At 53.1% G+C, this 15,303-nt stretch carries 15 protein-coding genes; 3 read left to right on the top strand and 12 right to left on the bottom strand.

Translation table 11 applies throughout. The features are described 5' to 3' along the window. Positions 1 to 38: 38 nt before the first annotated feature. The 8 genes from tatC to udp form a co-directional block, all read right to left on the bottom strand. Positions 39 to 830 carry a Sec-independent protein translocase subunit TatC gene (gene tatC / locus AL515_RS01935; RefSeq protein ID WP_048214092.1) on the bottom strand — a complete coding sequence of 264 codons (792 nt, stop codon included), beginning with the start codon at positions 828 to 830 and terminating at the stop codon, positions 39 to 41. A gap of 2 nt (positions 831 to 832) precedes the next feature. Further along, positions 833 to 1,381: a Sec-independent protein translocase protein TatB gene (gene tatB, locus AL515_RS01930; RefSeq protein WP_061066931.1), complete on the bottom strand. Its 549-nt coding sequence runs from the start codon at positions 1,379 to 1,381 to the stop codon at positions 833 to 835. Between the two features lie 3 nt (positions 1,382 to 1,384). Further along, positions 1,385 to 1,639, bottom strand: coding sequence for a Sec-independent protein translocase subunit TatA (gene tatA, locus AL515_RS01925; protein WP_003017888.1), 255 nt, complete (start codon positions 1,637 to 1,639; stop codon positions 1,385 to 1,387). Between the two features lie 78 nt (positions 1,640 to 1,717). Beyond that, a complete protein-coding gene (gene ubiB / locus AL515_RS01920) occupies positions 1,718 to 3,358 on the bottom strand; it encodes a ubiquinone biosynthesis regulatory protein kinase UbiB (RefSeq protein WP_061066930.1) in 1,641 nt (546 codons plus the stop codon). Then, complete coding sequence (gene ubiJ, locus AL515_RS01915; RefSeq protein ID WP_061066929.1) at positions 3,355 to 3,960, bottom strand: ubiquinone biosynthesis protein UbiJ; 606 nt, start codon at positions 3,958 to 3,960, stop codon at positions 3,355 to 3,357. The genes ubiB and ubiJ overlap by 4 nt, the downstream gene beginning before the upstream one ends. A gap of 13 nt (positions 3,961 to 3,973) precedes the next feature. Next, positions 3,974 to 4,729 carry a bifunctional demethylmenaquinone methyltransferase/2-methoxy-6-polyprenyl-1,4-benzoquinol methylase UbiE gene (gene ubiE, locus AL515_RS01910; protein ID WP_003017897.1) on the bottom strand — a complete coding sequence of 252 codons (756 nt, stop codon included), beginning with the start codon at positions 4,727 to 4,729 and terminating at the stop codon, positions 3,974 to 3,976. A 94-nt stretch (positions 4,730 to 4,823) separates the two neighbouring features. Continuing rightward, a complete protein-coding gene (gene rmuC, locus AL515_RS01905) occupies positions 4,824 to 6,236 on the bottom strand; it encodes a DNA recombination protein RmuC (RefSeq protein WP_233605626.1) in 1,413 nt (470 codons plus the stop codon). A 158-nt stretch (positions 6,237 to 6,394) separates the two neighbouring features. Further along, a complete protein-coding gene (gene udp / locus AL515_RS01900) occupies positions 6,395 to 7,156 on the bottom strand; it encodes a uridine phosphorylase (RefSeq protein WP_003017903.1) in 762 nt (253 codons plus the stop codon). 265 nt (positions 7,157 to 7,421) lie between these two features. On the opposite strand from udp, the gene AL515_RS01895 reads away from it, so the two are divergent. Next, positions 7,422 to 8,228, top strand: coding sequence for a dienelactone hydrolase family protein (locus AL515_RS01895; protein WP_048214087.1), 807 nt, complete (start codon positions 7,422 to 7,424; stop codon positions 8,226 to 8,228). Between the two features lie 54 nt (positions 8,229 to 8,282). On the opposite strand, the gene metE is transcribed toward AL515_RS01895, so the two are convergent. Next, the gene (gene metE / locus AL515_RS01890) at positions 8,283 to 10,544 is read right to left on the bottom strand and encodes a 5-methyltetrahydropteroyltriglutamate--homocysteine S-methyltransferase (protein WP_061066927.1); all 2,262 of its coding nucleotides are present in this window, start codon (positions 10,542 to 10,544) and stop codon (positions 8,283 to 8,285) included. Positions 10,545 to 10,779: 235 nt separating this feature from the next. Here metE and metR point away from each other — a divergent pair, with 235 nt between their 5' ends. Further along, positions 10,780 to 11,733 carry an HTH-type transcriptional regulator MetR gene (gene metR / locus AL515_RS01885; protein ID WP_061066926.1) on the top strand — a complete coding sequence of 318 codons (954 nt, stop codon included), beginning with the start codon at positions 10,780 to 10,782 and terminating at the stop codon, positions 11,731 to 11,733. Here the strand turns inward: metR and AL515_RS01880 are convergent. The 3 genes from AL515_RS01880 to pldB all read right to left on the bottom strand — a co-directional run bounded on the left by AL515_RS01880 (position 11,621) and on the right by pldB (position 14,428). Then, on the bottom strand, positions 11,621 to 12,520 hold the full coding sequence (locus AL515_RS01880; RefSeq protein ID WP_003017909.1) for a carboxylate/amino acid/amine transporter: 900 nt from the start codon (positions 12,518 to 12,520) through the stop codon (positions 11,621 to 11,623). The genes metR and AL515_RS01880 overlap by 113 nt on opposite strands. 75 nt (positions 12,521 to 12,595) lie before the next feature. Then, positions 12,596 to 13,396, bottom strand: coding sequence for a sugar/pyridoxal phosphate phosphatase YigL (gene yigL / locus AL515_RS01875; protein WP_061066925.1), 801 nt, complete (start codon positions 13,394 to 13,396; stop codon positions 12,596 to 12,598). Between the two features lie 15 nt (positions 13,397 to 13,411). Then, entirely contained in the window at positions 13,412 to 14,428 is a 1,017-nt protein-coding gene (pldB, locus tag AL515_RS01870; RefSeq protein WP_061066924.1) for a lysophospholipase L2, read from the bottom strand. Between the two features lie 110 nt (positions 14,429 to 14,538). Here pldB and rhtB point away from each other — a divergent pair, with 110 nt between their 5' ends. Next, positions 14,539 to 15,159: a homoserine/homoserine lactone efflux protein gene (gene rhtB / locus AL515_RS01865; protein ID WP_003828938.1), complete on the top strand. Its 621-nt coding sequence runs from the start codon at positions 14,539 to 14,541 to the stop codon at positions 15,157 to 15,159. Positions 15,160 to 15,303: the final 144 nt, after the last annotated feature.

The following is a 15,303-nucleotide window of genomic DNA, read 5'->3' as shown; positions in this document are numbered from 1 at the left end:
TCCTCCCATATGACAACCGCCCTTACGGGCGGCTGAATTTACTCTTCGGTTTTCTCGGTGGCTTCGGCTTCTTTCGCATTCTCAGCCTCGTTGTCTTCGTCTCGCGTACGTCGCTTGCCGACATAAAAACGAGAGAAGAAAACACCCACTTCGAACAGGCAGTACATCGGTATCGCCAACAGCGTTTGCGAGAAGACATCTGGTGGAGTCAGTAACATCCCCACGACAAATGCCCCGACAACTACGTAAGGACGTTTCTTACGTAGGTCCTCAGGTGTCGTAATGCCCATCCAGCACAACAATACAATGGCGACAGGAACCTCAAAAGAGACACCAAACGCCATAAACAGCGCCATGACAAAGCTGAGATAACTGGCAATGTCTGTCGAAACCTGCACGCCTTGCGGAGCTGTGTTGGCAAGGAAGCCAAACGCCAACGGGAAGACGACAAAATAGGCGAATGCCATCCCGATATAGAACAACAGCGAACTTGAGACCAGCAGCGGCACGACAAGGCGACGTTCATGCTTATACAAAGCAGGCGCAATAAATGCCCATACCTGGTACAGGATCACTGGTGCCGACAGGATCAGCGACACCATAAAGGTTAGCTTTATCGGGGTAAAGAACGGTGAAGCCACATCGGTGGCGATCATCGTTGCGCCCTGCGGCATTTGCTTAATCAGCGGTGCCGCAACCATATGGTAAATGTCGTTGGCAAAATAAACCAACGCCAGAAAGATCACCATAACCGCAATAATGCAGTTCAGGAGTCGCTTACGCAGCTCAATAAGATGCGTGATGAGCGGTTGAGTATCTTCTACAGACATGTTTACGGTTTATCACTCGACGAGGGTGAGGATTCGACAGCAGGTGCAGCAGGTTTCTTTTCCGCGTCCATCGACGTAACGGAAACAGTGTCCTTCAACTCCGGCGTGTCAGCACCCGTGGATTCCGGTTTTTGCTCCGGCGAACTGGCCTGTGCTTCAGCAGTAGCAGGGGTAACCCCCTCGTGCTGCGCTTCACTTCCTTTCACTACAGGGTTATGGATAGTGTGCGCTTCATCGCTCGCTTTCTCAGGATCGTGCACGCTGTAAGAACGCTTCATCGACTCAGCCGCTTCACGCAGCTCATCCATCGATGCTTTCAGCTCCGGCGTCAAATTTGTCAGGCTCGCTTTCTCTACTTTCTTCAGGCTGTCCTGAAACTCCTGAAGCTTAAGCTCCTGGGTCAGTTCATTCTGCACAGTAGTTGCAAGAGAGCGCAGCGCACGGACCCAGCCCGCGACCGTTTTTACTGCCACTGGCAATCGTTGTGGCCCCAGTACGATGAGGCCGATAACGAACACCAATAACAGTTCGCTAAAACCGATATCAAACACGGATTATACCTGCTCTTTATCTTGGCTTTTGGCGTCTTCTTTCTTCACTTCACCCTGCTTATCGGTGATGGATTTAGCGGTAAAATCAGCGTCCTGGCTGGTTTTATCCTGCTTAGGTTCATCATCACCCATCGCTTTCTTGAAGCCTTTAATAGACGCGCCAAGGTCGGAACCGATGGAGCCGAGTTTCTTGGTGCCAAATAGCAGTACAACGATGACGGCAATGATCAACAACTGCCAAATACTGATACCACCCATACATGTTCCTCTGTCATAGATGATGAATTAATAAGGCCGTAGTATACGTTACACGACCTGCCTTGGGCGATGAAAAAATCAGCGCATTTTGCGCCAGCCGATCAGCCAGGCGATAACACCACCCGCGATTAACCAGCCCGGCATAAGCCCCCACTCAGGGCGGCTTACCAGCAGGAATGTCCCACTTAACAGCAACGTTGCGCCAATACCCAATAAATAACGGGATTGTCCCTGACGTACGTGATTCGCATGAAGCTCGCGCGCAATCTTATCAACACTGTGCTGTAAATATTTGCCCTGGCGCAAACTGTCATACACCAGTTCAGGTATTTCTGGCATTTTTTCGACCCAGAACGGTGCTTTTTCTTTAAATGCCCTGACAAGCGCCGGAATACCGACCTGATCTTTAATCCAGGATTCAAGGAAAGGTTTGGCCGTTTTCCACAGATCCAACTGAGGATAGAGCTGTCGGCCAACACCCTCAACGTACAACAGCGTCTTCTGTAACAGCACCAGTTGAGGCTGGACTTCCATATTAAATCGACGTGCCGTATTGAACAGATTCAACAGCACGTGACCAAAGGAGATCTCTGCTAGCGGCTTTTCGAAGATCGGCTCACACACGGTACGAATGGCGAATTCGAACTCTTCAACGTTGGTATCCGGTGGAACCCATCCAGAATCCACGTGCAGTTCAGCAACTTTGCGGTAATCGCGGTTAAAGAACGCAATGAAGTTTTCAGCCAGGTAACGCTTATCTTCTTTGTTTAAAGAGCCCACAATCCCACAATCAATACCAATGTATTTCGGGTTTTCAGGGTGCTCATAGCTGACGAAAATGTTGCCCGGGTGCATGTCCGCATGGAAAAAGCTGTCGCGGAAAACCTGAGTAAAAAAGACCTGAACACCACGCTCGGCCAACAGTTTCATATTGGTGCCGTTCTTCTCAAGCGTGGTGACATCTGAAACCGGGATACCGTAAATGCGCTCCATCACCATCATGTTCTGACTGCAATAGTCTGAGTACACTTCCGGGATGTACAACATTGGGCTGTCTTCAAAATTACGCCGCAGTTGAATGGCGTTTGCCGACTCACGCAGCAGGTTCAGCTCATCAATCAACGTTTTTTCATATTCACGGACGACTTCTGTTGGTCTCAGACGACGACCATCCGGCAGCAGGCGAGGAACCCAACGAGCAAGGCGATAGATCAGTTTTAAATCGGCTTTGATTACCGGCAGGATATCCGGACGAATAACTTTGATCACCACCTCTTTGCCATTCGACTTCAGTCGCGCGGTATGAACCTGAGCAACAGACGCAGATGCCAGCGGCGTGATTTCAAAATCATCAAACCATTCCTCGACGGGCAGCCCGCCCATGGCCTCTTCGATTTGTTTTTTCGCTCTAAGCCCATCGAACGGGGCAACACGATCCTGCAATAGCGCAAGCTGATCGGCGATGTGCGGAGGGAAAAGGTCACGACGGGTGGAGAGCATCTGCCCAAACTTGATCCATACCGGGCCGAGTTCCTGTAAAGCCAGTCTCAGCCTTTCTCCCAGCGGTTTGTCTTTATGTCGGTTGGGCATCCAGAACAACGAGTAACGCCACAACCGAAGCGGCAGCGTGATTCGCATTTTGGGGATGAGTTCATCAAGACCGTAGCTTAAAAAAGTGCGAATGATGAAATAAAGGCGCCGTACTTCACCTGGCGTCATTTGGCCTCCAGTTTTTCCAGCCGTCTGGCCAGAGATTCAACCGCGCGCTCAACCGCTGCCGTTTCTTCCGCAAACCATGCAACTTCAAGCAGGCCAGGGGCCATACGCCACTCTTCGGTGATCGCTTCAGCAACATAACGTTGCTGACGTTGAATGCCATGACGCAGGAACTTCGCGCCACCGCGCAGGACTTTGCTAACACCTTCCGCGACGATATCACCGGTATAAGGAGCTAATAGCTCTGCAGGGTCGAATTCCGCCAGGTCAGCCAGAGCCACAAAGTTCTGCACCACCTGAATATCGCCCTGCACTTCCAGTTCGCCGCTGCGAATAAGCGTGGTGAGTTGCTGCCGATCGCGTAGTTTCGGTAACACGCTGGCATGTGTAATCACGGTGCAATCGGCTTCGCCTTCCCATGCCCCCAGCACATCGACCTGGCGCTCACTGAATACCAGGACTAGCGACGTCGAAAATCCTTTCAGGTCAAAACGCAGCACCTTACTCTGCAAACGCGTTCGGGCCGATTTCAGCGCAGGAGAACGGTACAGAAAGGTGTTGAGCAGATTTTCAACGCCTGCGGTCACTAAGGGTTTTAAAGGCATCCCCAATCTCCTGTCAGAACTTGTAGCCACGATGCAGCGCAACGACACCTGCCGTCAGGTTGTAGTAATCAACGCTTTCGAACCCGGCATCTTGCATCATTGCTTTTAAGGTGTCCTGATCGGGATGCATGCGGATGGATTCCGCCAGATAGCGATAACTGTCTGCATCGCTTGCTACCATGGAGCCAATGCGCGGCAGAACGTGGAAAGAGTATGCGTCGTAGGCTTTGCTCAGAGGTTCGATAATCGGCTTGGAGAATTCCAGCACCAGTAGACGTCCGCCCGGCTTCAACACGCGATACATAGAGCGTAATGCTTTGTCTTTATCCGTAACGTTGCGCAGACCGAAAGAGATGGTGATGCAGTCAAACGTGTTGTCAGGGAAAGGTAGTGCTTCCGCATTCGCCTGAACGTACTCAACGTTACCCACCACACCAATATTGCGCAGCTTTTCGCGACCCATTTTGAGCATTGAGTCATTGATATCCGCCAGCACAACTTTGCCGGTTTCGCCTACCATGCGAGAGAATTTCGCCGTCAGATCGCCGGTACCGCCAGCCAAATCGAGAACGGTTTGTCCGCGACGCACGCCACTGCAGTCAATGGTGAAGCGCTTCCACAAACGATGAATGCCGAATGACATTAAGTCATTCATAACGTCATATTTAGAGGCCACAGAATGAAAAACGTGGGCCACCATGTCAGCTTTCTGCTCTTTAGCGACGGTCTGAAAGCCAAAGTGCGTCGTTTCTTGTGAATTATCCACCATCTCAGTGCCTGCTCATTCAAAAAATGTTCGAGAAGTGTAACAGATTGGGCCAATTTGCCCTACCCTTCTGCCGGGTTCAACTACCCCAAATGGACTAGCTTGATTGCTGATTTACCGTTTCATCATCGGGGTAAGGCTCATCTTGTTGCGTCTCAGGGACCGAGCGCAAACGGTACTCTTCATCCTGGGTAGTGGCTTGTTCAGCCAGCTCAGGATTAATCTCACGCTTAATTTCCACCCCTAAGCCACGGAAGGCTTCCGCCTGCGATAAGACATTTCCACGGCCTGAAGAGAGTTTTTTCATCGCCTGTCGGTAGTTATCCTGGGCTTTATCCAGGCTTTGGCCGATTGCCGACATATCATCCACAAACAATCGCATCTTGTCATAAAGTTTACTGGCCCGATCGGCAATTTGTTGCGCATTACGACTCTGATGCTCGTAGCGCCACAGATTGGCAATCGTACGCAATGCCACCAACAGCGTAGTGGGACTGACCAGCATAATGTTATTTCTAAGCGCTTCGGTAATCAGTTCGGGCTGCCTGTCGAGCGCCAGTAAAAAAGCAGGCTCAACGGGGATAAACATCAGCACATAGTCAAGCGTACGCAGCCCCGGAAGCTGTTGATAATCTTTGCGCCCCAGCAGACGAATATGGTTTCGCACGGAGGCGATATGCTCCTGCAACGCACTCTCACGGGTGAATTCATCTTCAGCGTTAAAATAGCGTTCATAGGCAACCAGCGTCATTTTCGCGTCGATCACCACATCTTTGCCCTGTGGTAATCGGACAATAACGTCCGGTTGCATCCGCGAGCGCACATCATTCTCGATGCTAACCTGGGTTTCGTATTCATAGCCTTCGCGCAGACCGGAAGCCTCAAGCACCCGCGTGAGTACGACCTCTCCCCAGTTTCCCTGCGTTTTGTTATCGCCTTTTAATGCCCGCGTCAGGTTTACCGCTTCCTGTGCCATCTGCGCGTTCAGTTGCTGGAGATTACGAATTTCGTGCGCCAGGGTATGGCGCTCCTGAGCCTCTTTACCAAAGCTATCCTGAACCTGGCGGCGAAAACCGTCCAGTTGTTCGCGAAGCGGTGCCAGCAGGCTGTTCAGGCTTTGGCGATTTTGCTCATCTACGCGGCGATTGCTGTGCTCGAAAATACGGTTCGCCAGATTCTCAAACTGTTCGCTCAGGCGCTGTTCGCTGTTGATCATCTGGCGAATTTTATCTTCCGCATGCTGTTGCGTTGCTTCCAGCCGGGTAGTGACTTCACGGAGATCGGCCTCCAGTGAGGTATTGATACTGTGCAGGCTGCGGAGTTCGTTATTCAGCAGTTCGCACTCATCACGCCAGTGGGCTTCCTGTGAGAGTTGTTGCCGGGCGGCGCTTAGCGCGATATCCAGTTCTCGTCGTTCTTCGATGAGATCGGCACGGATCCTGTCGGCGTGCGCTTTTGTCGCCAGCCAACCCACCAGCAGCCCTGCAGCTAATGCCAGCACGGCACTCATCAAAATTGGAATATCCACAACACCCCCTTACAGCAACGACTTACCCGCACAAAATAGAATTGTGCTGTATAAACGTCCAGTTTAAAAGGAATTTCCTGCGAGGTACTACGCAAAATAAAAAGGCCGAACGCGTCGGCCTTTTTGAATAGACGGGAGAATTACAGTAAACGACGTGCGGCTTCTACCACGATTTTCACCGCGTGGCTTTCTGTTTGTTTCATCGTTTCCGCATTAGGGATCTCTTGCTGAGTACGGTTCACGATAACACCCGCGACCATACCGGCACGCAGACCCTGGCTTGCGCACATGGTCAGCAGCGTGGCAGATTCCATTTCGTAGTTCATAACGCCCATAGACTGCCACTCTTCCATTGAGCCTTTGAAACGGCTCACGACGCGACCAGAGAAGGTGTCGTAACGCTCCTGGCCCGGGTAAAAGGTATCAGAAGACGCGGTAACGCCAACGTGGGTAGTAGCGCCGATAGATTTCGCCGCTTCCACCAGCGCGGTGGTGCACTCGAAGTCTGCAACAGCCGGGAACTCCATTGGCGCGAAGTGCAGGCTTGCGCCGTCCAGACGGACAGACGCCGTGGTGACCAGTACGTCACCCACGTTGATATGCGGCTGGATAGCGCCAGTCGTACCGATACGCAGGAAGGTACGAATGCCCAGCTGTGCCAGTTCTTCTACGGCGATAGAGGTTGACGGGCCGCCGATACCGGTAGAGCAAACGATCACGGCTTTACCATCCAGCTCAGCACGCCAGGTAGTGAACTCGCGATGAGATGCCAGCTTAACCGGCTTATCCATCAGCGCGGCGATCTTTTCCACACGCTCCGGGTCGCCAGGGACGATAGCAAGCGTAGCCCCTTGTAAATCGCTCTTAGTGAGGCCGAGATGAAAAACATCAGACTTAGACATAAAAACTCCTCTGTGAATCGGTTTTGTCAGAAGAAGCAAAAACACACTTTACCGAAGGCATGAACATATTTTCGTGACAGTCATCACTCTGATGTAAATCAATTGCATTCAATTACCATCAAATAGTGATGCATATCACATAAACGATGCGATGTAAGGAAGCCCTGCACAAAAGATAGCCCGTTTAAGGCAATGTGGTTCGTTGCATGTGTCTATAGTTAACAATGCGCTTTTTGGCTGAATATTTAAGGGTACGGAGAATACCATGACAACACGACAATCTGGCTTTGCACCTGCTGTATCTCCACCGACGTCTACCACGGTTCACACTCCGGATAACGCGATTATCGCCGGTGTAACGTCCATACCTTCACAAGGCGATGATATGCCTGCGTATTACGCACGGCCGCAACAGACCGATGGTCCGCTGCCCGTCATCATTGTCGTGCAGGAGATTTTTGGTATTCATGAGCACATTCGTGATGTTTGCCGTCGACTGGCGCTGGAAGGATATCTGGCTATCGCACCCGAACTCTATTTTCGCGAAGGCGATCCCAATGACTTTGCCGATATCCCGACGCTTCTAAGCGGCCTCGTCGCCAAAGTGCCTGACTCTCAGGTACTGGCCGATTTGGATCACGTCGCCAGCTGGGCCTCCCGCAACGGGGGAGATGCGCACCAACTGATGATCACCGGATTTTGCTGGGGTGGACGCATCACCTGGTTGTATGCCGCACATAATCCGCAGTTAAAAGCGGCGGTGGCGTGGTATGGCAAACTGGTGGGTGATAAAACCCTCAACTCGCCGAAACATCCCGTTGATATCGCAACCGATCTTAACGCCCCCGTTTTGGGACTTTATGGCGGCCAGGATACCAGCATTCCGCAAGATACCGTTGAAACAATGCGTCAGGCGCTGCGCGCCGCCAATGCGAAAGCGGAAATCGTGGTCTATCCCGATGCCGGGCATGCGTTTAACGCCGATTATCGCCCGAGCTATCACGAAGAGTCCGCGAAAGACGGCTGGCAGAGAATGCTGGAGTGGTTCGCGCAATACGGTGGGAAGAAATAATTCCCGCCAGGCAAACCAATAAACAAAACGGAGGCATCAGCCTCCGTTTTGTTTTTACGCCTGACGCAGATTCTGCGCCGCTTTAACCATGTTTGCCAGCGCCGCGCGGGTCTCCGGCCAGCCGCGCGTTTTCAGACCGCAGTCCGGGTTCACCCACAGACGCTCAGCCGGAATACGCTGCTCGGCTTTCTTCAACAGGGCTTCAATCCATTCCACGCTCGGAACGTTCGGCGAGTGAATATCGTAAACGCCCGGCCCGATTTCGTTCGGATAGTCGAACTCTTCGAACGACTCCAGCAACTCCATATCAGAGCGCGAGGTTTCGATGGTGATCACGTCCGCGTCCAGCGCCGCAATGGAGTCCATGATGTCGTTGAACTCGCAGTAACACATGTGGGTGTGGATCTGGGTTTCATCCTTCGCCACTGCCGCGTTAATGCGGAAGGCTTCCACGCCCCACTCCAGATACGCCGCCCAGTCGCTGCGACGCAGCGGTAAACCTTCACGCAGTGCCGGCTCATCAATCTGGATGATGCCGATCCCCGCCGCTTCCAGATCCGCAACTTCATCACGCAACGCCAGCGCAATCTGCTTCGCGATGGTTTCACGCGTCACGTCTTCACGCGGGAATGACCAGCAAAGAATGGTCACCGGACCGGTCAGCATACCTTTTACCGGTTTGTCGGTCAGCGACTGGGCATACTTCGCCCACTCCACGGTGATCGCTTCCGGGCGGCTGACGTCGCCAATGACTACCGGTGGCTTCACGCAACGGGAGCCATAGCTCTGCACCCAACCGTTCTGGGTAAAGACGAACCCGTCCAGATGCTCGCCAAAGTATTCCACCATGTCGTTACGTTCGGCTTCACCGTGTACCAGCACGTCGAGACCCAGACGCTCCTGTTCAACAATCGCCTGTTTAATATGTTCCGCAATTCCAGTGCGATAGTTACCAGCATCCAGGTTGCCCTTTTTGAAGTCCAGGCGCAGGCCACGAATTTCCGTGGTTTGCGGGAATGAGCCAATAGTTGTGGTCGGCCATGCTGGCAGATTAAAGCGGGCACGTTGCGCCTCGGCGCGAACCGGATAAGCGTTGGCGCGCTGGCTGTCCTGGGCAGTGATCGCCGCCAGACGTTTTTCTACTGCGGCGTTGTGTACACGGGTAGAGTGACGACGAGACTGAATCGGTGCGCTCCACTCGACAATTGCCGCCGTATCACCGCTGTTCAACGCATCACGCAGCAGCGCCAGCTCGCCGCATTTTTGCAGGGCGAAGGCAAACCAGCTCTTCACTTCTGCATCAAGGCGGGTTTCCACGCTGAGATCGATGGGGCTGTGCAGCAGGGAGCAGGAAGAAGCCACCCACAGGTCACGCTTCCCGACGATATCTTTAATTTGCGCGTATTTTTCGCTGAGATCGGCGCGCCAGACGTTGCGCCCGTTCACCAGGCCCGCTGACAGCAGCCAGTCGGCGGGCAGACGATTGTGCAGCTCGGCGACATCATCTTTGCCATGCACGAAGTCAACGTGCAGCCCCTGCACCGGCAGCGCGGTAATGGTATCCAGGTTTGGCGTTACGCCTTCGAAATAGGTGGTCAGCAGCAGTTTCACCTGGCCCTGCAGGGCATCATAAGCCGGTTTAAAGGCATCCAGCCACGCTTGCGGCAGCTCCAGCACCAGCGCCGGTTCATCGATTTGCACCCACTCAATACCGCGTTTTGCCAGCTCGCCCAGCACCTGCTGGTAAACCGGCAGAATGTCGTTCAACAAGCTCAGGCGGTCAAACTGTTCGCCTTTCACTTTCCCCAGCCACAGATAAGTTACCGGCCCCAGCAGCACAGGTTTCACCTTGTGCCCGAGCGCCAGCGCTTCGTCCACTTCATCCAGCAGTTGCGTCCAGGTCAGTTTGAACTGCTGACCTTTGGTGAACTCTGGCACCATGTAGTGATAGTTGGTGTTAAACCATTTGGTCATTTCTGCCGCCGCCGCTGGCTCACCGGTCGGTGCGCGGCCACGGCCAATGCGGAATAAGGTATCGATATCCACCAAGCCGTCTTTATTCTGATGACGAGCCGGAACGTTGCCGAGCAGCAGACTGGTGGTCAGCACGTGATCGTACCAGGCAAAATCACCCACCGGCAGCAGGTCAACACCCGCCTGCTTCTGCTGATCCCAGTGGCGGGCACGCAGCTCGCGGCCAACGGTCAGCAACTCTTCACGGGAGGAATTTCCCGCCCAGTAGCTTTCTTGCGCTTTCTTCAACTCGCGACGCAGGCCAACGCGAGGGAAACCGAGGGTGTGATTCAATATTGTCATTTTTCTTCCTCTAATTATATGTAAATCCTATGGATTTTGAATTTAGGGAAGGCGGCAAGTTTACTCATCCCCAGGAGCTTACTGAAGTAAGTGACTGGGGTGGGGAAACGAAGCCAACGCACCATAAATTTAAAAGACGAAGGATTTTAGCCGTCCAGATGTTTACACATCCATAATTGGCAGTTACTGTATATTCCTCAAGCGCAATTTGTTCATGCCGAAGTGAAGGACTTTCATGATCGAGATTAAACACCTGAAAACGCTCCAGGCGTTGCGGAATAGTGGTTCGCTGGCAGCCGCCGCGGCGACGTTGCATCAGACCCAATCCGCTCTTTCTCACCAGTTCAGCGATCTGGAGCAGCGCCTTGGCTTTCGACTTTTTATCCGTAAAAGCCAGCCTCTGCGCTTTACGCCGCAGGGAGAAATCCTGCTGCAGTTAGCCAATCAGGTATTGCCGCAAATTGGTCGTGCGCTGCAGGCTTGCAACGAACCGCAGCAAACCCGGCTGCGAATCGCGATTGAATGTCACAGTTGTATTCAATGGCTGACGCCCGCGCTGGAGAATTTTCGTGCCAACTGGCCGCAGGTGGAGATGGACTTTAAATCCGGCGTGACGTTCGATCCGCAACCAGCGCTACAGCAGGATGAGCTGGATCTGGTGTTAACCTCCGACATCCTGCCGCGCAGCGGATTGTACTACTCACCGATGTTTGATTTTGAAGTCCGCCTGGTACTGGCGCCTGACCATCCGTTGGCCAGCAAAACGCAAATCACGCCGGAAGATTTGGCCAGCGAGACACTGCTCATTTACCCAGTGCAACGGAGTCGACTGGATGTATGGCGGCATTTCCTGCAGCCCGCAGGCGTTAGCCCGTCGCTGAAGAGCGTGGATAATACCCTGCTGCTGATTCAGATGGTTGCAGCCAGAATGGGCATCGCGGCGTTGCCGCATTGGGTGGTGGAGAGTTTTGAACGCCAGGGCCTGGTAGTGACCAAAACCCTGGGCGATGGATTGTGGAGCCGACTGTACGCCGCCGTGCGTGATGGCGAGCAGCGCCAGCCGGTAACAGAAGCGTTTATTCGCTCAGCGCGGAATCACGCCTGCGATCATCTGCCGTTTGTGCGGAGTGCGGAACGACCCACTTTCGATGTACCCACAGTGAGGCCACTATCACAGCCGCGCCAATGATGAAGCTAGGCCAGTGAGGCTGTTGATGCCAGATGGCCAGGTTGACCAACAGCCCGGCCGGCACATGCATATTGTTCATGATGCCCAACGTACCGGCATCCACCTGGGTCGCACCGTAGTTCCACATAAAGTAACCAATACCGGATGCCGCCACGCCAAGAAAGACCAGAATTCCCCACTGTAGCGTGGTTGCAGGCATTTTCTGCGCATTGCCCAGCATGAACCAGGCCACTACAGCCACCATAAAGGCGCCCATATAAAACCAGGCAAAGGCGTTGTGCTGCGGCATTGGCCGCGTTTCCATCAGACGTTTATAGCCCACCATACCAATAGCAAAGCTGATATTGGACAACTGCACCAGCAACAGACCGGTCCAGAAGTGGCTGGTCACCTGATCGTAACGAATGATCCCCGCGCCAATCACCGCCAGTAACGCACTAAAGGCATAACTCCAACGCAAACGGCGCCCGCTCATCAGGTCATAAATCAGCGTGATATAGAGCGGCGTCAGCACGGTGAAAAGCAGCAGTTCTGAAACCGTCAGGTACAGATAGGCGTGAAAACTCAGCATATACATAATGCCAAGCTGCATGGCCCCCACCAGCATATACAGCGCGATCGTTTTTACGCTGTGCCCGCGGGTGCGTAAAAAAGGCAGGAACACCAGCGCCGCGAGTCCAACGCGCACCAGCACTGCAAAATAGCTATCGACATGACCGGCAAGGTATTCGCCAAACAGGCTGAAGGAAAAGGCCCACAAAATAGTGGTAATGATGAGTAGCGCCACAATGGATGCCTCTTAGAACAGGGAACATCCATTGTAGCGGAGAGTTTAGTTGACAACTGGTCAACTAAAGAACAATTACTTTAAAAAGAGATCGCGCAGGTAGTGCGGCACGGCATCGTCAGCATTAAGACCAATGACTTCCAGTTCTGGGTGCAGATCCTTCAGGCGCTGGTGGGCGTTGCCCATGATGCAGCCTTTGCCCGCCATAGAGAGCATTTCCGCATCGTTCATCCCATCGCCAAAAGCGATGCAGTCTTTCAGGCTGTAGCCCATCGCTTTCGCTACCGCTTCCAGCGCATGACCTTTCGACACGCCGCCCGCCATGACTTCCAGACAGGTAAGCGTAGAGAAGCTGACGTTGACGCGATCGCCCCAGCGGGCGTTAATCGCCTGCTCCAGCGGTAGCAGTCTTTCGTGAGAGTCGGTGGTGAAGAACACTTTGCTGACGCCTTCAGGCTCCAGTAATGCAGGTTCAAACAGGGAATAGTTAAACACTGCTTCTTTGAAGAATCGCATTTCGTCCGGACGATGACGATTCATAAACCATTCATCATCGCGATAAACGTTGGTCACGATGTCCGGGTTTGCATTCACTACGCCAAACAGGTCGCTGGCAATGTCGCGATCCAGGTTATGGGAAAACACCAGATTCCCGTCAGAATCATGCACCCGCGCGCCGTTGGAGGTGATCATGTAGGTTTTAATGCCGAGGTTATCGCGAATTTGCCCCACATCAACATGATGACGACCGGTGGCAAACACGAAGTGAACACCGCGAGCCGTCAGTAGTTTTAGCGTCTCTTTGGCATAAGGGGACAAAGTATGGTCGGGAGAAAGCAGCGTACCGTCTAAATCAGACGCAACAACCTGATACATAAGAAAATTAAACCTCTAGGAAAAGCGAGTTCCGCTGGATGAGTTATGCCTGTTGAAAAAATCAACAATAGCGTTAAGCGCGACTGAGCGCATTGCGTCCTTTTCGAAAAGGATCTCATGGTACGCGCCTTTTATGACAAGCGGCTGACCTCCTTCTACCGGATGGCCTGCTGCAGCGCGGAGTTCACAAAAACGATCGTGCATGCGGTTATCCACTACACGCTCTTCTTCAGCCTGAATCAGCAGCGTCGGCGTCGCGTCGTCTCCCGCGCCAGCCAGAACCTGTTCGCCCGCCTGAATGCCTTCACGCACCCAGTGATAGGTAGGGCCACCCACACGTAACCGCGGATCATCTGCGTAGAAGCGTAGGTTACGCCGATAGCGCTGTCGACTATGCGTGAGCGCATTCATACCGAATGGCAGCGCCCGCCAGCGACCGGTTCCCATCGCATAGCCTTCACGGATGCGCGGATGCCCTTCAGCCCAGTCAAGAATGTGGCGCACCATCCAGTCGGGAAAGCGCATCACAATACCAAACATTGGCGCGCAAAGCGCGATGGCATCACACTGATTCGGGTGGCGCTGCAGGAACAATGTGGCAATCGCTCCGCCCATAGAATGCGCCAGTATATAGCGTTTTCTCCACGGACCGGGTAGCACTTCCTGCTGCCAGAAGGCGGTTAGATCGTCGACATAGTCATTAAAGTTATCGACATGACCGCGATGTGGATCAGAAAGCATTCGCCCGGAACGCCCCTGACCACGGTGATCGATAATGAGCACGTCAAAACCAGAATGAAACAGGTCATACGCCAGTTCAGCATATTTCACGTAGCTTTCAATGCGTCCAGGACAGACGACGATGACGCGATCGTTTTTTTCTGCATGAAAACGCACAAAATGTACGGGGATATCATCCACGCCCGTAAATTCCGCTTCTTCCCGCTGACGCCAGAAATCTGTCAGTGGCCCCATGGAAAAAGCAGCAAACGCGTTTTCTCTTGTTTCCCAGTCTTTTTGCTGCTGAAACATCGGGTATCCAGCCTCGCTGACCAAGTAAAATCGTTTTTTTCGCCGTCGCTGACACAACCTAACGGCAGTAGCGTATTGTGGCATAAAAATAGACAATCCGGGAGTTTCTCATGACCTTTGAATGGTGGTTCGCCTACCTGCTGACCTCTATTATTTTGAGCTTGTCTCCAGGCTCTGGCGCAATCAACACTATGACCACCGCCATCAGCCATGGTTATCGCGGTGCCAGCGCGTCGATTGCGGGTTTACAGACCGGGCTGGGCATTCATATCGTTTTGGTAGGCGTGGGGCTGGGAACGCTATTTTCACGTTCGGTGATCGCGTTTGAGGTGCTGAAGTGGGCGGGAGCGGCCTATCTGATTTGGCTGGGTATTCAACAATGGCGCGCGGCGGGTGCTATCGATCTGAACACCATGGCGAATACACAATCGCGCAGCCGCCTGTTCAAACGCGCGGTCTTTGTGAATCTGACCAACCCCAAGAGCATTGTTTTTCTTGCCGCCCTGTTCCCGCAGTTTATCCTGCCGCAGGAACCGCAGCTGATGCAGTACGTGGTGCTTGGCGTCACGACCATTGTGGTCGATATCATTGTGATGATCGGTTACGCGACGCTGGCCACGCGCATTGCTGGCTGGATTAAAGGGCCAAAGCAAATGAAGGCGCTGAACAAAGTGTTCGGTTCACTGTTTATGCTGATAGGCGCCCTGCTGGCATCGGCAAGGCATGCCTAGCAAATGGAACGGCACTCGCAAAGAAATGCTAACAGTATGAGCGTCTGAATATGACTTTCCATACTTAGCCGCAAAGGAGGAAAAGTCTTTTATTCTGCGCTGTTAGGTGTTGAATACCAGAGTCAGAATGCCGCCACTCTCACT

Origin of the sequence: Citrobacter sp. FDAARGOS_156, from assembly GCF_001559235.2 — a bacterium.
Classification (GTDB): Bacteria; Pseudomonadota; Gammaproteobacteria; order Enterobacterales; family Enterobacteriaceae; genus Citrobacter; species Citrobacter youngae.
This window is presented reverse-complemented; position numbering and strand designations above follow the sequence as displayed.

Coding starts and splice junctions, on each gene's coding strand:
- tatC (WP_048214092.1), bottom strand. CDS start 830: ATGTCTGTAGAAGATACTCAACCGCTCATCACGCATCTTATTGAGCTG.
- tatA (WP_003017888.1), bottom strand. CDS start 1,639: ATGGGTGGTATCAGTATTTGGCAGTTGTTGATCATTGCCGTCATCGTT.
- ubiB (WP_061066930.1), bottom strand. CDS start 3,358: ATGACGCCAGGTGAAGTACGGCGCCTTTATTTCATCATTCGCACTTTT.
- ubiJ (WP_061066929.1), bottom strand. CDS start 3,960: ATGCCTTTAAAACCCTTAGTGACCGCAGGCGTTGAAAATCTGCTCAAC.
- ubiE (WP_003017897.1), bottom strand. CDS start 4,729: ATGGTGGATAATTCACAAGAAACGACGCACTTTGGCTTTCAGACCGTC.
- rmuC (WP_233605626.1), bottom strand. CDS start 6,236: ATGAGTGCCGTGCTGGCATTAGCTGCAGGGCTGCTGGTGGGTTGGCTG.
- udp (WP_003017903.1), bottom strand. CDS start 7,156: ATGTCTAAGTCTGATGTTTTTCATCTCGGCCTCACTAAGAGCGATTTA.
- AL515_RS01895 (WP_048214087.1), top strand. CDS start 7,422: ATGACAACACGACAATCTGGCTTTGCACCTGCTGTATCTCCACCGACG.
- metE (WP_061066927.1), bottom strand. CDS start 10,544: ATGACAATATTGAATCACACCCTCGGTTTCCCTCGCGTTGGCCTGCGT.
- metR (WP_061066926.1), top strand. CDS start 10,780: ATGATCGAGATTAAACACCTGAAAACGCTCCAGGCGTTGCGGAATAGT.
- yigL (WP_061066925.1), bottom strand. CDS start 13,396: ATGTATCAGGTTGTTGCGTCTGATTTAGACGGTACGCTGCTTTCTCCC.
- pldB (WP_061066924.1), bottom strand. CDS start 14,428: ATGTTTCAGCAGCAAAAAGACTGGGAAACAAGAGAAAACGCGTTTGCT.
- rhtB (WP_003828938.1), top strand. CDS start 14,539: ATGACCTTTGAATGGTGGTTCGCCTACCTGCTGACCTCTATTATTTTG.